Source organism: Buttiauxella gaviniae ATCC 51604 (assembly GCF_001654835.1).
GTDB lineage: Bacteria > Pseudomonadota > Gammaproteobacteria > Enterobacterales > Enterobacteriaceae > Buttiauxella > Buttiauxella gaviniae.
In genome coordinates this window covers 328,034-348,689 of the sequence record NZ_LXEP01000031.1, presented here as the reverse complement: position 1 = coordinate 348,689, position 20,656 = coordinate 328,034, and the positions used below count along the sequence as shown (strand labels likewise).

General features: G+C 48.9%; 21 protein-coding genes. 16 read left to right on the top strand and 5 right to left on the bottom strand.

Annotated elements, in window-relative coordinates; genetic code table 11:
* Positions 1-161: 161 nt before the first annotated feature.
* Positions 162-959, top strand: a complete 798-nt coding sequence (locus tag M977_RS17440; protein ID WP_064517371.1) for an SDR family NAD(P)-dependent oxidoreductase — start codon at positions 162-164, stop codon at positions 957-959.
* A 19-nt stretch (positions 960-978) separates the two neighbouring features.
* Here M977_RS17440 and M977_RS17435 read toward each other — a convergent pair whose 3' ends face one another.
* Positions 979-1,524, bottom strand: a complete 546-nt coding sequence (locus M977_RS17435) for a TetR/AcrR family transcriptional regulator (protein ID WP_064517674.1) — start codon at positions 1,522-1,524, stop codon at positions 979-981.
* A gap of 105 nt (positions 1,525-1,629) precedes the next feature.
* Between M977_RS17435 and M977_RS17430 the strand changes: the two genes are divergently transcribed.
* Together M977_RS17430 and M977_RS17425 are read left to right on the top strand one after the other, a co-directional pair.
* A complete protein-coding gene (locus tag M977_RS17430) occupies positions 1,630-2,853 on the top strand; it encodes an MFS transporter (RefSeq protein WP_064517368.1) in 1,224 nt (407 codons plus the stop codon).
* Positions 2,850-3,665 carry a Cof-type HAD-IIB family hydrolase gene (locus tag M977_RS17425; protein WP_064517366.1) on the top strand — a complete coding sequence of 272 codons (816 nt, stop codon included), beginning with the start codon at positions 2,850-2,852 and terminating at the stop codon, positions 3,663-3,665. Before M977_RS17430 ends, M977_RS17425 begins: the two co-directional genes overlap by 4 nt.
* 40 nt (positions 3,666-3,705) lie before the next feature.
* Here M977_RS17425 and M977_RS17420 read toward each other — a convergent pair whose 3' ends face one another.
* Together M977_RS17420 and mntR are read right to left on the bottom strand one after the other, a co-directional pair.
* Positions 3,706-4,824, bottom strand: a complete 1,119-nt coding sequence (locus M977_RS17420; protein WP_064517364.1) for an SLC13 family permease — start codon at positions 4,822-4,824, stop codon at positions 3,706-3,708.
* Positions 4,824-5,294, bottom strand: coding sequence for a manganese-binding transcriptional regulator MntR (mntR, locus tag M977_RS17415; protein WP_064517362.1), 471 nt, complete (start codon positions 5,292-5,294; stop codon positions 4,824-4,826). The genes M977_RS17420 and mntR overlap by 1 nt, the downstream gene beginning before the upstream one ends.
* Positions 5,295-5,484: 190 nt before the next feature.
* On the opposite strand from mntR, the gene mntS reads away from it, so the two are divergent.
* Complete coding sequence (gene mntS, locus M977_RS17410; RefSeq protein ID WP_034456469.1) at positions 5,485-5,613, top strand: manganase accumulation protein MntS; 129 nt, start codon at positions 5,485-5,487, stop codon at positions 5,611-5,613.
* A gap of 319 nt (positions 5,614-5,932) precedes the next feature.
* Positions 5,933-7,519, top strand: a complete 1,587-nt coding sequence (locus tag M977_RS17405; RefSeq protein WP_064517360.1) for a phosphoethanolamine transferase family protein — start codon at positions 5,933-5,935, stop codon at positions 7,517-7,519.
* Between the two features lie 68 nt (positions 7,520-7,587).
* On the opposite strand, the gene ompX is transcribed toward M977_RS17405, so the two are convergent.
* Positions 7,588-8,088, bottom strand: coding sequence for an outer membrane protein OmpX (ompX, locus tag M977_RS17400; protein ID WP_064517357.1), 501 nt, complete (start codon positions 8,086-8,088; stop codon positions 7,588-7,590).
* Positions 8,089-8,457: 369 nt separating this feature from the next.
* Here ompX and rhtA point away from each other — a divergent pair, with 369 nt between their 5' ends.
* From rhtA to ybiO, 6 genes are all read left to right on the top strand, one after another.
* The gene (gene rhtA, locus M977_RS17395; protein ID WP_064517354.1) at positions 8,458-9,345 is read left to right on the top strand and encodes a threonine/homoserine exporter RhtA; all 888 of its coding nucleotides are present in this window, start codon (positions 8,458-8,460) and stop codon (positions 9,343-9,345) included.
* A 306-nt stretch (positions 9,346-9,651) separates the two neighbouring features.
* Complete coding sequence (gene dps, locus M977_RS17390) at positions 9,652-10,155, top strand: DNA starvation/stationary phase protection protein Dps (RefSeq protein WP_064517352.1); 504 nt, start codon at positions 9,652-9,654, stop codon at positions 10,153-10,155.
* Between the two features lie 364 nt (positions 10,156-10,519).
* The gene (glnH, locus tag M977_RS17385; RefSeq protein WP_064517672.1) at positions 10,520-11,266 is read left to right on the top strand and encodes a glutamine ABC transporter substrate-binding protein GlnH; all 747 of its coding nucleotides are present in this window, start codon (positions 10,520-10,522) and stop codon (positions 11,264-11,266) included.
* 211 nt (positions 11,267-11,477) lie between these two features.
* Positions 11,478-12,137 (top strand): glutamine ABC transporter permease GlnP, encoded by a 660-nt coding sequence (gene glnP, locus M977_RS17380; RefSeq protein ID WP_034456474.1) that lies wholly within the window; start codon positions 11,478-11,480, stop codon positions 12,135-12,137.
* Positions 12,134-12,856 carry a glutamine ABC transporter ATP-binding protein GlnQ gene (gene glnQ / locus M977_RS17375; RefSeq protein WP_064517349.1) on the top strand — a complete coding sequence of 241 codons (723 nt, stop codon included), beginning with the start codon at positions 12,134-12,136 and terminating at the stop codon, positions 12,854-12,856. Before glnP ends, glnQ begins: the two co-directional genes overlap by 4 nt.
* 143 nt (positions 12,857-12,999) lie before the next feature.
* Positions 13,000-15,255, top strand: coding sequence for a mechanosensitive channel protein (gene ybiO, locus M977_RS17370; RefSeq protein ID WP_064517346.1), 2,256 nt, complete (start codon positions 13,000-13,002; stop codon positions 15,253-15,255).
* Here the strand turns inward: ybiO and rlmF are convergent, their stop codons facing one another.
* Positions 15,256-16,197, bottom strand: a complete 942-nt coding sequence (gene rlmF / locus M977_RS17365) for a 23S rRNA (adenine(1618)-N(6))-methyltransferase RlmF (RefSeq protein WP_064517343.1) — start codon at positions 16,195-16,197, stop codon at positions 15,256-15,258.
* A gap of 101 nt (positions 16,198-16,298) precedes the next feature.
* On the opposite strand from rlmF, the gene M977_RS17360 reads away from it, so the two are divergent.
* The 5 genes from M977_RS17360 (at position 16,299) to M977_RS17340 (ending at position 20,597) form a co-directional block, all read left to right on the top strand.
* On the top strand, positions 16,299-16,922 hold the full coding sequence (locus M977_RS17360; protein WP_064517340.1) for a flavin reductase family protein: 624 nt from the start codon (positions 16,299-16,301) through the stop codon (positions 16,920-16,922).
* Positions 16,923-17,100: 178 nt separating this feature from the next.
* Entirely contained in the window at positions 17,101-17,361 is a 261-nt protein-coding gene (gene mcbA / locus M977_RS17355) for a DUF1471 family periplasmic protein McbA (RefSeq protein ID WP_034456479.1), read from the top strand.
* A gap of 369 nt (positions 17,362-17,730) precedes the next feature.
* Positions 17,731-18,717, top strand: coding sequence for a TRAP transporter substrate-binding protein (locus tag M977_RS17350; protein WP_064517336.1), 987 nt, complete (start codon positions 17,731-17,733; stop codon positions 18,715-18,717).
* 81 nt (positions 18,718-18,798) lie between these two features.
* Positions 18,799-19,296 carry a TRAP transporter small permease gene (locus M977_RS17345; RefSeq protein ID WP_064517332.1) on the top strand — a complete coding sequence of 166 codons (498 nt, stop codon included), beginning with the start codon at positions 18,799-18,801 and terminating at the stop codon, positions 19,294-19,296.
* Complete coding sequence (locus tag M977_RS17340; protein WP_064517329.1) at positions 19,296-20,597, top strand: TRAP transporter large permease; 1,302 nt, start codon at positions 19,296-19,298, stop codon at positions 20,595-20,597. The genes M977_RS17345 and M977_RS17340 overlap by 1 nt, the downstream gene beginning before the upstream one ends.
* The last annotated feature ends 59 nt before the right edge of the window (positions 20,598-20,656 follow it).

Below are 20,656 nucleotides of genomic sequence, written 5' to 3'. Positions count from 1 at the left end.
TCTTTGGTTCAAGGTTGATGGGTTTTTTATTGCCTGAAATTTGAGTTCTCTTTCAAATCAATTTCTTACCATCCTCTGTTCCATTCACGCTTTAATCACCACCAAATCTAAATCCATCGTTCATAATTTGAAGATTGAGAGTTGATGAGCGAGGATTCGTGATGCTACTTAAAAACAAAATCGTGGTGATCTTCGGTGGTAGTGGTGCCATCGGCAGAGCGGTTGCGCATGTAATAGCGCGCGAGGGGGCGCATGTATATTTGGGCGCACGCAGCCAGGAAAGGTTGCACCAGATTGCTGATGATATCCGCGCAGCGGGAGGTAGCGCCGAAACATTCAATATCGACGTGCTCGATGAACAATCAACTATCGAGCGAATTGCACAACTGGCCCAGCAGACCGGTGGCTTTGATGTGGTGATAAACACAACCGGTTTTGTGCATGACCAGGGAAAGAGTGTTATTGAATTATCCCTGGCGCAATTTAGACAAGGGTTTGACCCGTTCCTCACAGCTCAATTCAACATTTCAAAAGCAGTTGCTCCGCATATGGGTGGCGAACGAGCGGGAAGTATCCTGACGGTTGTCCCTCCCGCAGGCGTAATGGTGATTGCGGGTCACTCTGGCCATATTGTCGGCTGCGCGGGTATTGAAGCGTTTGTCAAAGCTCTTGCCTGCGAACTTGCTCCCAAAAATATTCGAGTTCTCTGCGTGCGTTCGCATGCGCTTGTCGGCGCGGTTGAGGCAGGTTCCTACACCAACGAAGTGTTCGCTTCTAAGGCGCAAGCAATGGGGTTAACCGTGGAGCAGTGGGTGGGAGGTGCGGCGCAAAGCACCATGTTGAAACGCCTGCCAACGCTTTCACAAGTAGCGGAACTTATGGCTTTTCTGGCGTCAGATCATGCAGGTGCAATGACAGCAACGGTGATCAACATGACGGCGGGCACAACAACGACATAACGGGTTTGAAATTCAAACTCTAGCCTACAATTTTCGCCAGCATTCTTCTGAGGTCTTCACGACTCAGCGGATTCCTGTCGGTCACATAATGTAGCGTCATACCTTCGATAAAAGCATCCAACGCGCGCGCGGTAATCGGGTCAAAGAAGGCTTCCAACACTTGTTGGCTGCGGCACATCCAGTCCTGCATGATGATTTTTAGCGCCGGGTTGCGGTTGGCGTAAGCGTAAAGCTGATACATGACATGCATGTTGTACGAAGTGGCAATTTTCTCCCCGCAAATCATATCGACTATCGCCTCGCAGGCTTCATCACGATTGCGGGCTTGTTCCATGCGGTGACGGTAATCGTCCGACATCTGATATGCAAACTGCGTAAACGCTTCACTCAGTAGCGATTCGATGCCGTCAAAATAATAGGTCATTGACCCTAAAGAAACGCCCGCTGCTTCGGCAATTTTACGGTGCGTGATATGGCTAATACCGTGTTCTACCAGCATATCCAGCGTGGCTTCCACAATGCGGGCTCGCCGGTCTGGATCGTTGCGCCTTGGGGCTTTGCTCATCATTTTCGCTCGGTAATAACTAACTAAAAGAGTTTACCAGGCAATATGTACAAATGTACACAAACTTGCTAGTGTAATTTGTATTCACCGCCAACCGGTATTTCTATGTCCGCCGCCATTAGCCATCGCAAAGCCACTCAACTTCGCACCTGGGCGCTGTTCGCCTTCTTCTTTCTGCCCGGTCTGGTTATGGCCTCCTGGGCCACACGAACTCCAGCCATTCGCGACACGTTAAGTGTTTCGACTGCGGGTATGGGGATTGTGCTGTTTGGCCTATCGGTGGGCTCGATGAGCGGAATTTTATGCTCCGGCTGGCTGGTTAAGCGTTTTGGGACTCGCAATATCATCCGCAGTGGTATGACATTAATGGTAACCGGCATGCTGGTTATGGGCATTGCGCTATACCTTTCCTCACCGGTGCTATTTGCTCTGGGCTTAGCCATTTTGGGAGCCGGACTTGGTTCAGCGGAAGTGGCGATGAACGTCGAAGGTGCCATTGTTGAAGGGTTGCTGAAAAAGACCGTGTTACCGATGATGCATGGTTTCTATAGCCTCGGCACTCTTGTAGGCGCGGGTATCGGCATGAGTTTAACTGCCATCAATTTCAGCGCCTATGGGCACTTATTGGTCATTGGCCTGCTCGTCATTGCGCCAATTGTTATTGCCATTACCGCCATTCCGCATGGAGTAGGTAAGAGCAACGCTGCCGTAGATGCAGAAAACCCGCACGAGCCCCACCCGCCCTTTTATAAAGATCTCCAACTGATATTAATCGGCACCATTGTGCTGGCGATGGCGTTTGCCGAAGGCTCAGCGAATGACTGGCTGCCGCTTTTGATGGTGGATGGCCATGGCTTTAACCCAACATCTGGCTCGATGATTTATGTCGGCTTTACTCTGGGCATGACAGTCGGGCGTTTTACAGGCGGCTGGTTTATTGACCGTTATAGCCGCGTGACGGTAGTGCGAGCCTGCGCGTTGATGGGCATTTTGGGTATTGGTCTAATCATCTTTGTCGATAACGCCTTTGTGGCGGGTATTTCTGTCATTTTGTGGGGATTGGGCACCTCGCTCGGTTTCCCATTAACCATTTCGGCCGCAGGCGATACCGGCCCAGATCCGGCGACTCGCGTAAGCGTGGTTGCTGCATCGGGTTATATTGCATTCCTGGTGGGGCCACCGCTGCTTGGCTTCCTCGGTGAGCATTACGGCCTGCGCCTTGCCATGTTAGTCGTATTAAGTTTGATGGTCGTCGCAGCCCTGGTCGCGAAAGCGGTCGCAAAACCTACAGACCTTGTTACTAACTCGCTTGAAGGGAGAGTTCGATGAGTGTGAAATTAATTGCCGTCGACATGGATGGTACGTTCCTGAACGATAACAAAGAGTACAACCGCGCACGCTTTGCTGAACTTTATGCACAGATGAAAGAGCAAGGGATTCGTTTTGTGGTCGCTAGTGGCAACCAGTATTTCCAGTTGATTTCATTTTTCCCGGAGATTGCCCACGAGATCTCGTTCGTTGCCGATAATGGCGGCTGGGTAGTGAGTGAAGAAAAAGACACCTTCAATGGCGAGCTAACAAAGCAACAATTCAATACGGTTATTGACCACCTGCTGACACTGCCGCATGTGGATATCATCGCCTGTGGCAAACGTAACGGCTATACCCTGAAAAGCTATGACGATGCCTTTATCACCATGGCGCGTAGCTACTATCACCGCCTGGAGCTGGTAGAAAACTTCGCGAATCTGGACGATGTGTTCTTTAAGTTCGCGCTGAATCTGCCTGATAGCCTATTAGATGACACCATGAACTCCCTGTCTGAAATTCTTGATGGTGTGATGGTCCCAGTCACCAGCGGTCACGGCTCGATTGATCTGATTATTCCAGGTATTCATAAAGCCAATGGCTTGCGGATATTGCAGGAAAAATGGGGTATTGATGACAGCGAAGTCGTGACCTTTGGCGACGGCGGCAACGATATAGAAATGCTGCGCCAGGCCAAATATGGTTTTGCGATGGCAAATGCCCCTGAAAAAATCAAACAAATTGCCTCTTTTCAGGCTGGGCATTGCAACCAGCAAGGTGTGCTGGATGTGATTGAAAAAGTGTTGAAGAAAGAAGCGCCGTTTAACGCGTAATACGAAGCGAGGGGCGGTAAAGCCCCTCTCCTCTGCCGCCCTACAGTTGTTTTAGTAGCACCAGCAGACCGTAACCTACCGCAGCCGCCCACAACAGCATCGGCAATGAATAGTAGTGAAAGCGTATCCAGATGCGGCGATCGTTAGCCATGCGCAGAGCTATCAGATTTGCCAGCGAGCCCGGTAGTAGGCCAAAACCGCCGATGTTTACCGCAAAAGCGAGTAACACCGAGGCCGGAACGTAATTGAGCAGTAAAATGGTCGATGGAACATTGCTAATAAATTGCGATAAACCTATGCCCAGAGCAAACAACCCGCCGCTTGAAAGCTGATTAATCCCCGCCAGCGCATGCTGTAACACCGGCAACTGCGTTATCAGGTAAACGTCGATAAACATCACCATAAACACCAGCAGCAAACTCCAGTCGATACTCAGTAACACCCGGCGCGCCAGTAGCAAAAAGCCTACAGCCACCACAGCCAGTCCCCAGATCTCCTGCTTTAACTCCAGTGAAACAATAAATACAACGTAAAGTACCAAGCAGCTCAGCACTAATCGCGGCTGCCAGTCATGGCGTTTATCGTGAGTCTGATAGATAAGCTTTTTAGTGGGGAAGCAGAACCAGCACAACACAAGCAAACTGGCCATTATCGCCAGCGCCAGCGGGGCCATTTGCCAGGTGAATTCGCCAAACGATAAACCCGACCGCCCCCACAACAAAATATTCTGCGGATTGCCAATCGGTGTGAGCAGCGACCCGGCATTCACCGCCAGGGCTTCAAATATGATGAGCCGACTGGTCGGTATCGCACATAGTTTCTTCAACGTAATGGTCAACGGAACAATAATAAACAGAGCGACATCGTTAGTCAGAAATGTAGAAAGCAGAGCCGCTGCGCTGACCAAAAACATCGCCAGGGTTCGTTCGTTATCAAAACGCTTCACCATGCGGCGGCCCAGCACATCGAAATAACCGCTTAGCTCCACGCCTTTGGTCAACATCATTAAACCTGCGAGCGTAATGATGGTGTGCCAGTCGATAGCATGGACCCAACTCTTCGGCTGAAATGGCGCAACAAAACTCAGCGCCACACCGACAAGCAGCAATAGATGAAGAAAGCGGTCGCGCGCAAAGGGACGAACCAGGTTGAGCAACATTACTGCGTGAACCCTCGCTTCTCACTAAACAGGCGAAATGCTTCCAACGTCTCTTCACTAACGTGGTGCTCAACACCTTCGGCGTCAATTCTTGCAGTTTCTGCACTAATACCCAGCGCGAGGAAAAAGTTTTCGACGATCTGATGACGTTCACGACTCATTTGCGCCAGTTTCTCCCCTTCCGGAGTCAGAAACACACCGCGCCATGGAATTTGTTCAATAAGCCCAACCGAGGCGAGTCTTTTTAACATTTTTGCAACCGTAGGTTGGGAGACTCCCAGACGTGCGGCCATATCAACCTGGCGCACCTCTCCAACCTCGCGAATTAAATCAGAAATCAGCTCAACATAATCATCAATTAATTCACGGCGATGCGCTTCCCGCACCTGCCTAAAGCCTTCAACATGCTCTTCAACATTTACCAACGGCATCACTTTCTGTTTATTTTTTTGGCCCGTAGTACGGCTCATGATGCTTCCTCTAACAGTGGCACGGCATCGTCCAATGACGACATTTGGCCCCATTGTAAACCAGCAGCTCGGAAGCACAAAAATTTAACGAATTAGCAATAGCTATACAATATAGCCTATGCTATATCTGTATGTAATGCAGTCAGCCTTTAAAGGATCTAAGGGCAGCAGATGTTAAGAGGAGGAAAAAATGAACGAATTTAAGAGGTGTATGAGCGTGTTTACACATTCCCCGTTTCAAGTGCGGCTAATGCTGCTCAATATGTTGTGTGATTGGGTTTCCGGGAAACCACAGCAGGGCGAAAAACCGAAGTCGTAGGCAGTCGCCCTGCCTTCTTCTCCTTCAGTCTCTCTGAATGGTTTCTTTCGCCTGTTTGTCATTTTTCATTTAAATAGATTCAGTGAGTATCCCGCGTTTTCGGGCTTTAACCCTATCATTTGTCGGATTTGTTACCGGCTTCGCAAAACACATTTCGCTTATCAGTTGATCTTCTTATCGTACCGCTCTATCTTCTTGCAGCCCTGAACATGAAGCGGCCCGCAGATGCGGTCCAGTTTCCTTTCTTTTCCGTCTGTCAGGCAGGTTCTTACCCTCGTCGCCAGGGTTTTCGCATGGCGTTTAGTAGATCTCGATAAACATGAATTTAACGGTTAAAGATACCCTGACGACCCGCGCAATTGCGCTCAATCCGTGGACTGGCTTTTATTTCCTGCAGTCATTACTGATTAACTTCGCACTCGGTTATGAATTTAGCATTCTCTACGCAGTCGCATTTAGTTGCGTATTAATGCTGTTGTGGCGCAGCGCGCCCAAATTACAAAAAGGTTTGCTGGCGATTTGCAGCCTGATTGCTGCAATGTATTTCCCTTTTGGTCAGGCCTACGGCTCGCCGAACTTTAATACCCTGCTTGCCCTGCATTCGACCAACTTCGAAGAATCCACGGAATTGATGACTATTTTCCCGTGGTACAGCTATTTGGTGTCGGTGTTTATTCTGGTGCTCGGTGTTATCGCCGTACGGCGCAAAGTCACACCGAAAAAAAGATCATGGTGCCATTTCGACAGTTTATGTCTGGTGGTGAGCGTGGTCTGCTTCTTTGTCGCACCAGTACAAAACCTGGCTTACGGTGGCGTGTTCAAAATCAAAGACTCTGGTTATCCAGTATTCCGCTTTGTTAAAGATGTGGTGGTTAACAACCAGGAAGTCATTGACGAACAAACTCGTATGCAGGCCTTCTCACAAATGAAGGACACCTGGAATGTGCTGGCGGTTAAACCAAAGTACCAAATTTATGTAGTGGTGATTGGTGAAAGCGCGCGTCGCGATGCGTTAGGTGCATTCGGCGGTCACTGGGATAACACCCCGTTCGCAAGCAAGGTGAATGGCAATATCTTCATGGATTATGTATCGGCCAGTGGTTCCACACAGAAATCGCTGGGCATGACGCTTAACCGCGTCATTGATGGCAAACCGCAATATCAGGACAACATTATTACGCTGGCAAACCGTGCTGGTTTCCAGACCTGGTGGTTCTCAAACCAGGGGCAAATTGGTGAATACGACACTGCCATCGCCAGCATCGCCAAGCGTGCTGATGAAGTACAGTTCCTGAAAAGTGGGGATTTTGAAGCGGATAAAAACACCCGTGACGAAGCGCTGCTTAAGATGACGGCACAAGTATTTGCCACCCCGCGCACCACTCCACAGCTGATTGTGTTGCATTTGATGGGTTCACACCCACAGGCTTGCGACCGTACTCAGGGTAAATATAAAGATTTCGTTCAGTCGAAAGAGACCTCTTGTTATATCTACAGCATGACGCAAACCGACGACCTGCTAAAACAACTCTATCAGCAGCTGCAAAATAGCGGTGAAAGTTTCTCGATGGCTTACTTCTCCGATCACGGTCTTGCCATCAAAGAACGCGGCACCAAGGTGCAATATCTGGCGCATGATGATGAGTTCCAGCAAAACTTCCAGGTGCCGTTTATGGTGCTATCAAGTGATGATAAAGAACATCGCCAGATAAAAGCACGGCGTTCAGCGAACGATTTCCTGAATTTCTTCTCAGCCTGGACGGGGATTAAAACCAAAGAGTTAACGCCAAAGTACAAGTTCATTTCTGAGCAGAACGCGGGGCCTGTCTACATCACCAACTTTAAGCTTAAGAAGGTGGACTATACTCATTTGCAGACGGATGTATTTGAAACTAAAACGCGCTAACTCAAATTGCAGAGATAAAAAAATCCGCCACTATGGGCGGATTTTTATTTTCACTAGTTAAAGTGAAATTAGAAGCGGTAACCCACGCCTGCGATCCAGGTGCCAACATCAACATTACGGATGCGGCTCTGCTCGTAGGAAACGTCCAGAGCAACGTTTTCAATTGGGTTGAACTGCATACCTGCGCCGTAGGAGAAACCGTAGTCGCTGGTGTTTGTATCAGTTGCGCCAGTAGTCTGGAATTTACCGTAACCAACACCGACTACACCGTAGATGCTTGCCCAATCATTGATGCGGTAAGCTGGACCAGCAGTGATGCCGTAGTATTGTGATTTGTTATAAACGTCAGCTTCGCTGCGGTTTTTCTCGGTGTAAGTGAAAGAACCGATGTAACCCAGCGGGGTGTCGTTTTCATAACGGTATTTCAGGTTGAAACCGCCAGCTTTGTTAGCTTTGCCCTGCATATCGCTTTGTGCGTAGCCACCAGTTACGGTGCTAGCTGCAGATGCGGTACCAACGGAAACGGCCAGAACACAAGCCAGTGCTGAAAGACATGCAATTTTTTTCATAATCCACCTCAAATGTGCTTCAAGTAACTTCTAAGTTTTTAATATATCAAAATTGTGTAAGAAACTCTGCGACATTTACGTTGTCTAACGATTCCTTTCCTGTAACAGAACATTTCCATTACATCGTAGTCCCTTCAATTTGCAGCGCTTTTAACCAAAAACGCGCTAATTATTGGCATGAATCGCAACATCGTCATCCAGATAATTCTTAAACTCACCTGAACAAAACTTACGCAATCAGGCTGTTATGGTACTGCATCAGACAATTATTTTTTTCAATGAATTCTCAACCAGCCATAACTTATTCATTTACACTGGGGTTACTTTTATTTTCTTGACCGAATTAGACACTGACTGACAGGAAGCAGGATGCCGCTATCGCCACGTAAAACCCCAGTTTGGTTACCCATCGTCGTTCTTTTAATTGCTATGACCTCAATTCAAAGTGGCGCTTCACTTGCGAAATCTTTGTTCCCATTGGTTGGTGCGCCAGGTGTTACAGCACTGCGTCTTGCCTTGGGTACGCTAATTTTGGTGGTGATTTTCAAACCATGGCGTTTGCGTTTTAAAGCAGAGCAACGTTTCCCCTTGCTGATGTATGGCCTGGCTCTTGGTGGAATGAACTACCTCTTCTATTTATCTATTCAGACTGTTCCCTTGGGTATTGCCGTCGCCCTGGAGTTCACCGGCCCGCTTGCCGTAGCGTTGTTTGCTTCGCGCCGTGCCGTTGATTTTGTCTGGGTAATTCTTGCGGTGTTGGGTTTGTGGTTCCTGCTGCCGCTCGGGCAGTCGATTTCGAGCGTTGATTTAGCGGGGGCCGCTTTTGCTTTGGGTGCAGGTGCTTGCTGGGCGATTTACATTCTATTTGGCCAAAAAGCGGGGGCCGATCACGGCCCGGCAACAGTGGCTTTCGGGTCGTTAATCGCGGCTGTTATTTTTGTCCCAATTGGCGCCTGGCAGGCGGGTGAAGCGCTTTGGCACTGGTCACTAATACCGCTCGGTCTGGGTGTCGCGATTTTATCGACGGCTCTGCCCTACTCTCTGGAAATGATCGCTCTTACACGCTTACCCACACGCACTTTTGGTACGTTGATGAGCATGGAGCCTGGACTTGCGGCGCTGTCTGGCATGCTCTTCCTTGGTGAACATCTGACGCTTGTACAATGGCTTGCACTACTGTCAATTATCGCAGCGTCCATCGGTTCAACACTGACCATCAAACGTGAAGCTCAGATTACCAGCGTTGACGTAAATTAATTACCCATATTATATACCGTGGTTATTGTGACCACGGTAAATATTCTCCCGCAATCAAGCATTAATATTTAGACTTATTCTTAGATACAAACAAAAATTATTCCCATTTAATAATCACGCTTTGTTTATTTAAGTAACGCCTCGCAACAATAAATTTAAAATCCACTACTAACAATCAGTTACTAAAATCCATCCTGAAAATGCTATTTGTCTGATAGGTATAACCTGCTCCATTAAAATCAAAATCCGGTGCTATACTTATTTCCGGTAATTCAATTAGACATAACATCAAGAGGAAGAAAGATTATGACTACCGCTAAACTGGTAAAAACCAAATCTACTAACCTACTGCATACCCGTAATGATGTTGCAGACAGCGAAAAGAAAGCTACCGTTGAGCTGCTTAATCGCCAGGTCATTCAGTTCATTGATTTGTCGTTAATTACCAAGCAAGCGCACTGGAACATGCGTGGTGCTAACTTTATTGCCGTTCATGAAATGCTCGACGGCTTCCGTACAGCACTCACAGACCACCTTGATACCATGGCAGAACGCGCTGTTCAGCTCGGTGGTGTCGCACTGGGTACCACACAGGTCATTAACAGCAAAACCCCGCTGAAGAGCTATCCGCTGGATATTCACAGCGTGCAAGATCACCTGAAAGAGTTGGCTGACCGTTACGCGATTGTGGCAAACGATGTGCGTAAGGCAATTAGTGAAGCGAAAGACGAAGATACTGCCGATATTCTGACTGCCGCATCGCGCGATTTGGATAAGTTCCTGTGGTTTATCGAGTCAAATATCGAATAATTGCTAGCAGTTTGTTACTCCATCCTCCTTTTTCAAGGAGGATGGTTGCACTATTTTAGCGCATGAAATTGTTTATCCCTGCCGCATAAGTTACTCAATTGTAATAATCACTTCACACAATCGTTAACGGGCGATTGTTTTGCCGCCTTAATATGCGGTAAAACTACACTTCGCCCTCTCGCAATACTTCACGCACCATAATTGGGCACCATTACGGTGCACTGCAACCCGCTTGCAACCCTTATTGTGCAATGTTACATATTCACATCCTTGCAAAAACAGTAGGTTGAAAACCTGGCATGATTTTTCCATGTTGCGGCTTACTGATGCAGGGGATTGCCCCATGGATAAACAAGGAAATGCTATGAAGTCGATTTTGAAAGTTTCACTGGCTGCACTCACCCTGGCTTTTGCGGTGTCTTCCCACGCTGCTGAGAAGCAACTGGTCGTTGCGACCGACACCGCATTCGTTCCTTTCGAATTTAAACAAGGCGACAAATACGTCGGTTTTGATATCGATTTATGGGATGCAGTAGCAAAAGAATTAAAACTTGATTACACCCTCAAGCCAATGGATTTCAGCGGCATCATTCCTGCGCTGCAAACTAAAAATATTGACCTGGCGCTGGCGGGTATCACCATCACTGAAGAACGTAAAAAAGCGATCGAATTCTCTGACGGCTACTACAAAAGCGGCCTGTTAGTGATGGTTAAAGCTGACAACAACACTGTTAAAAGCGTCAAAGATCTCGACGGTAAAGTGGTTGCAGTGAAGGGCGGCACCGGTTCTGTTGATTACGCGAAAGCCAACATCAAAACTAAAGACCTGCGTCAGTTCCCGAACATCGACAACGCATATATGGAACTGGGCACCAACCGTGCTGATGCAGTTCTGCATGACACGCCAAACATCCTGTACTTCATCAAAACTGCAGGCCAGGGCAAATTCAAAGCTGTTGGTGAGTCTCTGGAAGCACAGCAATATGGTATCGCCTTCCCTAAAGGCAGCGACGACCTGCGTGTGAAAGTTAACGGTGCATTGAAAACGCTGAAAGAGAACGGCAAGTACAACGAAATCTACAAAAAATGGTTCGGCACTGAGCCAAAATAATAATTCTAAAGTTTTATGAGTAACTCAGGGGCGACCATTTTCGCCCCTGCTATTTTTGAACCACGGTATAACAACCCAAATAATTCGAGTTGCATCGCGGCGGCAAAAGAGCGAGTCCCGATGAGCTTACATAAGTAAGTGATTCGGGTGAGTGATTGCAGCCAACAAAGTGGCAGCTTGAAGTATGAAGGGTTAACAATAGGAAAGAATCATGGAGTTCGACTGGAGTGCCATTTGGCCTGCAATCCCGCTTTTGATTGAAGGCGCCAAAATGACTTTGCTGATTTCGGTCATCGGGTTGTTTGGCGGTCTGATAATTGGTCTGGTCGCTGGTTTCGCCCGTACTTACGGCGGCTGGATTGCCAACCACATCGCATTAGTTTTCATTGAAGTGATTCGCGGCACGCCAATTGTGGTGCAGGTGATGTTTATCTACTTCGCCCTGCCAATGGCCATCCCCGACTTGCGCATCGACCCGTTCAGCGCAGCGGTTGTCACCATTATGATCAACTCCGGTGCCTACATTGCGGAAATTACCCGTGGCGCGGTGCTGTCGATTCATAAAGGTTTTCAGGAAGCAGGCCTGGCATTGGGCTTGTCTAAGCGTGAAACCATTCGCCACGTGATTATGCCGCTGGCGCTGCGCCGTATGCTGCCGCCATTGGGTAACCAGTGGATTATCAGCATTAAAGATACCTCGCTGTTCATCGTTATTGGTGTAGCTGAGCTGACCCGTCAGGGGCAAGAAATCATTGCCGGGAACTTCCGTGCGCTGGAGATCTGGAGCGCCGTTGCGGTCTTCTATCTGATTATTACTTTGGTGCTGAGCTTCGTGCTGCGTCGCCTCGAAAGAAGGATGAAAATCCTATGATTGAATTTAAAAACGTCTCTAAGCACTTTGGCAAAACCCAGGTGCTACATAACATCGATCTCGATATCAAACAGGGCGAAGTAGTTGTCATTATCGGGCCGTCAGGCTCAGGTAAATCTACGCTGCTGCGTTGCATCAACAAACTTGAAGACATCACTAGCGGTGACCTGTTTGTTGATGGCCTTAAGGTCAACGATCCGAAAGTTGATGAGCGCCTGATTCGTCAGGAAGCAGGAATGGTGTTCCAACAGTTCTACCTGTTCCCACACCTGACTGCGCTTGAAAACGTCGCCTTTGGCCCGATTCGTGTGCGTGGCTTAAGTAAAGATGCCGCCGATAAACTGGCGAAAGAGTTGCTGGCAAAAGTGGGTCTCGCAGAGCGTGCACATCACTATCCATCAGAGCTTTCCGGTGGACAGCAACAGCGTGTAGCGATTGCTCGTGCGCTGGCAGTTAAGCCAAAAATGATGCTGTTTGATGAGCCAACCTCAGCCCTTGACCCTGAACTTCGTCACGAAGTGCTGAAGGTTATGCAGGATCTGGCTGAAGAAGGTATGACGATGGTTATCGTGACTCACGAAGTGGGCTTTGCCGCCAAAGTTGCTTCACGCCTGATCTTCATTGATAAAGGCCGCATCGCTGAGGATGGCAATCCGCAAGAGCTGATTGATAACCCGCCAAGCCAGCGTTTGCAGGAATTCTTGCAGCACGTTTCCTGAGTTTTCTCCCTCACCCTAACCCTCTCCCCCAGGAGAGGGCCGGGGTGAGGGGCGACCCTCCAGATAATTCCTGTTTTCCCGACCACAAACCCCCGCGCTCTATACTTATTCCTTTGTCTGACTTTTCAGTTCGGAGGAACGCCGTGCCGCTACTCTTGCTACTGCTGTGCATGTTTAGCTTTCAAACGCAGGCCGTCACTCTACCGGCTGCGGCAGTTGCTGCGTCTGCTCAACAGAACGCGACCACCCCGCCCGCTGAACCCAATCTCGAAGAAAAAAAGAGAGCCTATTCAGCCCTGGCCGATGTGCTGGATAACTCGCAGTCGCGTGATGAACTGATTGGGCAATTGCGCAAAGTGGCCGCCACGCCACCGCCTGAACCGGTGCCCGCTATCGTTCCACCAGAACAACTGAGTGAAGACAAAACCGTTCTCGAAAATGTGACCGATGTAAGCCGCTATTACGGCGGTGAGCTTGCCCAACGCTTCGCTCAGCTGCATCGCAATATCGCAGGCGCCCCGCACAAAACATTTAACCCGCAAACTTTTTATAACGCCCTGACCCACTTTACGATGCTGGTTGTCTCGGTCTTTGCCTTTTACCTGCTGATTCGCGCCTGCATGACGCCAGTCTGGGCGCGTATGGGGAAATGGGGGCGCAAAAAGAATCGCGACCGCTCAAGCTGGTTCCATCTGCCGCTCATGATCATCGGCGCGTTTATTATTGATTTGTTATTACTGGCGCTGACTCTTTTCGTCGGGCAAATATTTAGCGACATGATGAACGCGGGCAATCGCACCATCGCCCGTCAGCAAGGGCTGTTTCTGAATGCTTTTGCGCTGATCGAGTTCTTTAAAGCGACGCTGCGTTTGATTTTCTGCCCACGCTTCCCCGACCTGCGCCCATTCCCGGTGACCGACCAAAGCGCAAAATACTGGAATATTCGCCTCGCGGGCTTAAGCAGCCTGATTGGTTACGGCATTCTGGTCGCGGTGCCGATTATCTCCAACCAGGTGAATGTGCAGGCAGGTGCAATCGCCAATGTGGGGATCATGCTGTGCATCACGCTCTGGGCGCTGTATCTGATTTTCCATAATAAACGCCAGATCCAACAAAACCTGATCCAGTTGGCCGACCGCTCAATGGCGTTTTTTAGTCTGTTTATTCGAGCCTTCGCGCTGGTGTGGCACTGGCTGGCAAGTGCCTACTTTGTAGCGTTGTTTTTCTTTTCGTTATTCGACCCGGGAAACAGCCTGAAATGGATGATGGCGGCGTCACTTCATAGCCTCGCCATTATCAGCATCGCCGCCTTTGTCTCTGGCATGCTTTCGCGCTGGCTGGCGAAAACCATCACGCTGTCACCACAAGTGCAGCGCAACTACCCTGAGCTGCAAAAACGCCTCAACGGCTGGATATCTGCCTCGCTGAAACTGGCGCGAGTGCTGACGGTTTGCGTGGCGGTAATGTTGCTGCTCAACGCCTGGGGGCTGTTTGATTTCTGGGCGTGGATTGCCAACGATACCGGTGAGAAAACTATCGATATTATGATTCGTATCGTGCTCATCTTACTGTTTTCAGCCGTTGGCTGGACATTGCTGGCAAGCCTGATTGAAAACCGTCTGGCGTCGGATATTCATGGCCGCCCGATGCCCAGCGCGCGTACCCGCACGCTGTTAACCCTGTTCCGCAACGCTCTGGCGGTGGTTATCAGCACCATCACTATCATGATTTTGCTTTCAGAGATTGGAGTGAATATTGCCCCATTACTAGCCGGGGCTGGCGCATTGGGTTTAGCCATCAGTTTCGGTGCGCAAACCCTGGTGAAAGATATTATTACCGGCGTCTTCATACAGTTTGAGAATGGGATGAATACCGGTGACTTAGTCACCATCGGGCCGATTACCGGTTCCGTTGAACGTATGTCAATTCGCTCAGTAGGCGTGCGCCAGGATACCGGTGCTTATCACATCATTCCGTGGTCCTCGATAACCACTTTCGCCAACTTTGTGCGAGGTATCGGTTCGTTTGTCGCGAACTATGATGTCGACAGGCAAGAAGATGTCGATAAAGCCAATCGTATTTTGAAAGAAGCCGTTGATGAGCTGATGAAGCAGGATGAGATTCGTATGCTGGTGATTGGAGAGCCGTCATTTGCGGGTATTGTCGGGCTGACCAACCAGGCCTTTACGGTGCGCGTATCGTTTACCACCCAACCACTGAAACAGTGGACGGTAAGATTTGCGTTAGATGGGATGGTGAAAAAGCACTTCGATGCGGCGGGGATTCGCCCGCCCGTGCAAACCGTGCAAGTGAAACAGCCTGGCGGCGATGCCGCTCAGGCGCTTCAGGAGTCACAGGCAGCGGCGGGGATGCTGCCGCCTGCCAACCCCACAATTTGACTACTTGTAACGCGTAGCAGCCCAACGAGCGCGTTGTGCGTCATTCATAAAGGTCCAGGCGACGAAGCGGCTTTGCTTCTGACCCTGGGCCATCTCTTTCTTCACAACTTTCTCAACACCTGCTTCCTGCAACGCACGATAAATCAACGGCAGGTTTTCGCCGCGAGAAACCAGCGAGGTGAACCATTGAACCTGGCGAGCAAATGCTTTGCTTTCGTCAACCATCTGATTGACGAATGCCACTTCGCCGCCTTCACACCACAGCTCTTGCTCGCGGCCACCAAAGTTCAGCGCGCCATCTTTAGCCTGGCCAAGGTTGACGCGTTTACGTTCGCTGCCACTGCGTGCCGCCTGCGCGGAATCGTGGAACGGCGGGTTACACAATGTGGCATCAAACATTTCATTCTTATGAATCACACCTGGCAAAATGGCGCCTGGGGTTTTCTGGCGACGCAAACGAATCAGGCGTGTAAGCCCTGGGTTGGCATCAATAATTGCCGTTGAATTGGTCAGCGCTTCAGGATCCACATCTGTTCCGGTGAAACGCCAGCCGTATTCGTGTTGACCAATCAGCGGATAAATACAGTTTGCGCCAACACCCACGTCCAGCACTGAAGCCTGAGAAGGCACCACACCGCCATTACTGTCAGCCAGCAAATCAGCCAGATGGTGAATGTAATCAGCACGGCCTGGAACGGGAGGGCAAAGAAAACCTTCAGGAATATCCCACTGTTTCACACCATAGAAATGCGCCAGCAGCGCCTGATTCAGCGCTTTCACCGCCAGAGGATCGGCAAAATCAACCGTGGTTTCACCGTGAGGGCCGGGGCGTAAAAACGCGCCGAGTGCCGGGCTGCTTTGTGTCAGCGCGGGGAAATCATAACGGTCACGGTGACGGTTGCGTGGGTGCAAACCAGGTTTAATGGTGGCAGGGGTTTTCATTGCGGCTTCTCCTTGTGTGGGCGCGTAAGATACTCTGTGAACCCTGCGGGGTAAATACGCCGCGTGATTTTCGCCTGAGATAAATCAACATAAGGTGCGCTATGTCTAAACGCTATTACTACGAACCTGCCGTTGGGCACGGTTTGCCACATGACCCGCTTAACGCCATTATCGGCCCACGCCCTATCGGCTGGATTGCTTCATACAACCAGCAGGGCGTGCGCAATCTTGCACCGTACAGTTTCTTTAACTGTTTTAATTATCGTCCACCGATTATCGGTTTTGCCAGCAGCGGCTGGAAAGACAGCGTGCGCAATATCGTTGAGACAAAAGAGTTCGTCTGGAACCTCGCCACGCGTGAACTGGCAGAGCAGATGAATGAAACTTCTGCCTCAGTACCCCACGGGGAAGATGAGTTTCTCCGCGCAGGGCTAACCGCCGTTGCAGGGCGTAAAGTCAAAGCAAGCCTCGTTGCCGAAAGCCCGGTCAACTTTGAATGCCGTTTGTCGCAGTGCATTCAGCTTACAGCTGCCGACGGTACGGCAATTGATACCTGGCTGGTACTTGGTGAAGTGGTCGCGGTTCATATTGATGAATCACTGCTTAAAGATGGCATTTACCAGACCGCGCTGGCAAAACCCGTGCTACGAGCGGGCGGACCATCAGCTTATTACATGATTGATGAGTCTCACCGCTTCGATATGATTCGCCCTGACGCGCGATAAAATCAGCAAAATCATGAACCTGTATCTCACTGATCTGTAAGTATTTCGTCAAGTTTTGTTGTTCAAAAAACAAGCACAAGTCCATCAGTTTTTTGCGGCTATTGTTTACCACATTGCACCTACACTTTTAGTGCCGATGGTTTTTAAATCGGCCCCCAAAAGCGATGAGGATGTGATTATGAAAAAATTTCTGTATTTTTCTGCGGTTGTCACCCTTGCGGCATTACCGTTTGCAACCATGGCAGCCCAGGAATTGTCTGCGGGAAACACTGGTCAGCTTCGCCCCGCAGGAACAGTCACTGTTACCGGTGCAAGCAACCTTGACGATCTACAAACCAAGCTTGGAGAGAAAGCGAAAGAAGAAGGGGCAAAAGGCTTTGTTGTTAACTCAGCTAGCGGTCAAAATAAGATGTTTGGTAGCGCAACTATTTATAAATAGCCCAAACGATTATCTCCGGGATATGTTCAATAACGGTTTCCTTTACAGGAAGCCGTTATTATTTTAGTGCAATTACTATTCGCCTTTCCCCAGCCATTAATAAATACACAACTATTTCCGAGCATTCCATTCGAGCATTCCTTGCTTTTGGACGATAATCACACACCCTCACAAATACCATTTCCTTGTAATTATTAGCATGCTTAATAAATTAATGCGTCAGAACACAAAAACAGGATTATTCGCATATAAAAATCAAAAGTGTGAAGTCAGTCCTTCATAGATATCGGACAAATACAATAAGCTGTCATACAGCAATGCATGTAACGACTACATTCATCATTTCAATTTTGCAGGGAGCTATTTGTTATGAAATTGTCATCATTATCTCGCCATCTACTGGGTGCTTCATTATTAACACTGTGCGCAAGTGGCGCTATTGCCGCTGAAAAAGTGACCTTAAAACTCGCTCACAACCTGGACCGCAGCCATGTCGTCCATCAAGCTTTTGAAGAAATGGCAAAAGAGGTCCAACAGCTTTCAAACGGCAATATGCGCGTTCGGATATATCCAAGTAGCCAAATGGGCAGCGCCCGAGAAACTCTGGAACTGTTACAGAACGGCGCTTTGGATATGACCAAAGGTTCAGCAAGCGATCTGGAATCATTCGATAATACTTACGCGATTTATAATTTACCGTACCTCTTTAAAGACCAGGCACATTTTAATCGAGTGGTCTTCGGTGAAGTCGGAAAAGAAATTATGGAATCCACCAAGGAGAAAGGTTTCTTTGCTATTTCCGCATATGTTGCCGGCACGCGTAGTTTCTATGCAAAAAAACCTATTACCAAACCAGAAGATTTAAAAGGGCTGAAAATTCGTGTTCAGGCGAGTCCAACCACACTGAAAATGGTTGAGTTAATGGGCGGCTCCCCGACACCAATTTCATTTGGCGAAGTGTACACCGCTATGCAACAAGGCGTTGTCGATGGCGCAGAAAATAACGTGCCATCATGGGTTCAGACCCGTCATATTGAAATTGCCAAAGTGTTTTCTGAAGACGAACATACCTCCATTCCGGACTTCCTGGTGATCTCCACCAAAACCTGGAACAAACTCACGCCAGACCAGCAGCAAATTCTGATGAAAGCCGCCAAAGATTCAGAAGCCTATCAGCAAAAACTTTGGGAAAAAGTGGACAGCGATTCACGTGCTCAGGCCAAAGCCATGGGTGCCACCATCATCAGTGTCGATAAAGCCCCGTTCCGTGCCGTTGTGAAGCCGCTGTATGACGACTTTGCGAAAGATCCGAAACAGGCTGCGCTGCTCGAGAAATTTGAAGCCGCCGCACAATAACCCTTAAGTTTTTAGTTTGAACATGTCGGGCGTGCAGTACGCGCCCGGCATAACCAAAAGCTCGTTTTCAGGTAACCCAAAATGATACTTAAGCCCATAAAGCTTGCGGTAGACCGGACTATTGCCACTTTTTCAGTGTTGGTGATGATAGCCCTGGTGGTATGCGTAGTCTGGCAAGTTTTTAGCCGTTATGTCCTCAGCCAACCCAGCACACTGACCGATGAACTCGCCCGTTTTCTGATGATTTGGGTCGGGTTATTAGGCGCGTCCTATACCGTGGGGGCGCAGCGCCATTTGTCCATCGATTTCCTCAACATGATGCTTCCTGATGGGAAAAAGCCACTGTTGAATATTCTTATCAATACCCTGATTTTGCTTTTTGCAGGTCTGGTAATTGTTAATGGCGGGCTGAAACTGATTGATAAGACATTGGCGACCGCGCAACTTTCCGCCGCCATGCAAATTCCGATGGGATATGTCTACATCGTGCTGCCTTTGAGCGGAGCCATCATGATGTTTTATTCATTGTACTTTATCTGTAGCGACGTCCAGACATTAGCTGGCAAAGGGGTCAAATAATGGAAAGTTACATTGCCCTCACCCTCTTTGGTGCATTCTTCGTACTGGTATTTATTGGCCTACCAATCTCCTTCGCCATCGGTATTGCGACTGTTGCCTCGATGCTTCTGATGTTCCCGTGGGATGTTGCCATCATTACCGTGTCGCAACGCCTGGCAAACGGTCTGGATAGCTTCGCGCTGCTTGCAATTCCGTTCTTTATCTTTGCCGGAACACTGATGAACAGCGGGGGAATAGCGATACGCTTAATTAATCTGGCCCAGATTATGGTTGGCCGTGTGCCTGGATCGTTAGGCCACGTGAATGTGTTAGCTAATATGATGTTCGGTTCCATTTCTGGCTCAGCGGTGGCAGCAGCCGCAGCTGTTGGCGGCACACTTTCGCCGATTCAGAAAAGAGAGGGTTACGATCCGGCATTTTCAACGGCAGTTAACGTTTCATCTTGTATTACCGGTTTGCTAATTCCACCTTCTAACGTGCTGATTGTTTTCTCGTTGACTGCCGGCGGTGTTTCAGTAGCATCACTGTTTATGGCAGGTTACCTGCCTGGCATCCTGATGGGTTTGTCTATCATGGTGGTATGCTGGATTATTGCTAAAAAACGCGGTTATCCGGTATCAGAACGCCCAACTTGCAAGCAAGCGGCGATAGCCTTCCTCGATGCTTTGCCAAGTTTATTGCTGGTCATTATTGTGATGGGCGGCATTCTCGGAGGTATTTTCACCGCTACAGAAGCATCGGCAATCGCGGTGGTTTACACCTTTGTGCTTTCGGTTCTTATCTACCGTGAAGTGAAATGGCGCGATTTACCGAAACTCATTCTTGATTCCGTCGTCACGACATCAATTGTGCTGTTACTGATTGGCTTCTCCGTCGGCATGTCCTGGGCGATGACCAACGCCGATATCCCGTACATGATTAGCGACACGCTAATGGGTATTTCAGATAATCCACTGATTATTCTGCTGCTTATCAACATCGTCCTGCTGATTGTCGGCATCTTTATGGACATGACCCCTGCGGTATTGATTTTCACACCAATCTTCCTGCCGATTGCCCAAGAGTTGGGTATGGACCCCGTTCATTTCGGTATCATGATGGTGGCAAACCTTTGTGTCGGGCTGTTGACACCGCCAGTGGGTAGTGCGCTGTTTGTCGGTTGCTCCATCACTGGGGTTAAAATTCAGAACCTCATTAAACCGCTGTTACCCTTCTACGCTGCCCTATTCGTCTCACTGATGATGATTACCTACATCCCGGAAATTTCCTTGTTTATTCCTAAACTTCTGGGATTGATGTAACCCCTCGATAAAAAACGGCTTTCGGGCCGTTTTTTATTTCTTCGTCCGGAAAAATAGTA

Coding starts and splice junctions, on each gene's coding strand:
- mntR (WP_064517362.1), bottom strand. CDS start 5,294: ATGAGCCGTACTACGGGCCAAAAAAATAAACAGAAAGTGATGCCGTTG.
- M977_RS17360 (WP_064517340.1), top strand. CDS start 16,299: ATGTCTAAACGCTATTACTACGAACCTGCCGTTGGGCACGGTTTGCCA.
- M977_RS17420 (WP_064517364.1), bottom strand. CDS start 4,824: ATGTTGCTCAACCTGGTTCGTCCCTTTGCGCGCGACCGCTTTCTTCAT.
- M977_RS17350 (WP_064517336.1), top strand. CDS start 17,731: ATGAAATTGTCATCATTATCTCGCCATCTACTGGGTGCTTCATTATTA.
- mcbA (WP_034456479.1), top strand. CDS start 17,101: ATGAAAAAATTTCTGTATTTTTCTGCGGTTGTCACCCTTGCGGCATTA.
- rhtA (WP_064517354.1), top strand. CDS start 8,458: ATGCCGCTATCGCCACGTAAAACCCCAGTTTGGTTACCCATCGTCGTT.
- M977_RS17440 (WP_064517371.1), top strand. CDS start 162: ATGCTACTTAAAAACAAAATCGTGGTGATCTTCGGTGGTAGTGGTGCC.
- ompX (WP_064517357.1), bottom strand. CDS start 8,088: ATGAAAAAAATTGCATGTCTTTCAGCACTGGCTTGTGTTCTGGCCGTT.
- glnH (WP_064517672.1), top strand. CDS start 10,520: ATGAAGTCGATTTTGAAAGTTTCACTGGCTGCACTCACCCTGGCTTTT.
- M977_RS17345 (WP_064517332.1), top strand. CDS start 18,799: ATGATACTTAAGCCCATAAAGCTTGCGGTAGACCGGACTATTGCCACT.
- rlmF (WP_064517343.1), bottom strand. CDS start 16,197: ATGAAAACCCCTGCCACCATTAAACCTGGTTTGCACCCACGCAACCGT.
- glnQ (WP_064517349.1), top strand. CDS start 12,134: ATGATTGAATTTAAAAACGTCTCTAAGCACTTTGGCAAAACCCAGGTG.
- mntS (WP_034456469.1), top strand. CDS start 5,485: ATGAACGAATTTAAGAGGTGTATGAGCGTGTTTACACATTCCCCGTTT.
- dps (WP_064517352.1), top strand. CDS start 9,652: ATGACTACCGCTAAACTGGTAAAAACCAAATCTACTAACCTACTGCAT.
- M977_RS17430 (WP_064517368.1), top strand. CDS start 1,630: ATGTCCGCCGCCATTAGCCATCGCAAAGCCACTCAACTTCGCACCTGG.
- glnP (WP_034456474.1), top strand. CDS start 11,478: ATGGAGTTCGACTGGAGTGCCATTTGGCCTGCAATCCCGCTTTTGATT.
- M977_RS17340 (WP_064517329.1), top strand. CDS start 19,296: ATGGAAAGTTACATTGCCCTCACCCTCTTTGGTGCATTCTTCGTACTG.
- M977_RS17435 (WP_064517674.1), bottom strand. CDS start 1,524: ATGAGCAAAGCCCCAAGGCGCAACGATCCAGACCGGCGAGCCCGCATT.
- M977_RS17405 (WP_064517360.1), top strand. CDS start 5,933: ATGAATTTAACGGTTAAAGATACCCTGACGACCCGCGCAATTGCGCTC.
- M977_RS17425 (WP_064517366.1), top strand. CDS start 2,850: ATGAGTGTGAAATTAATTGCCGTCGACATGGATGGTACGTTCCTGAAC.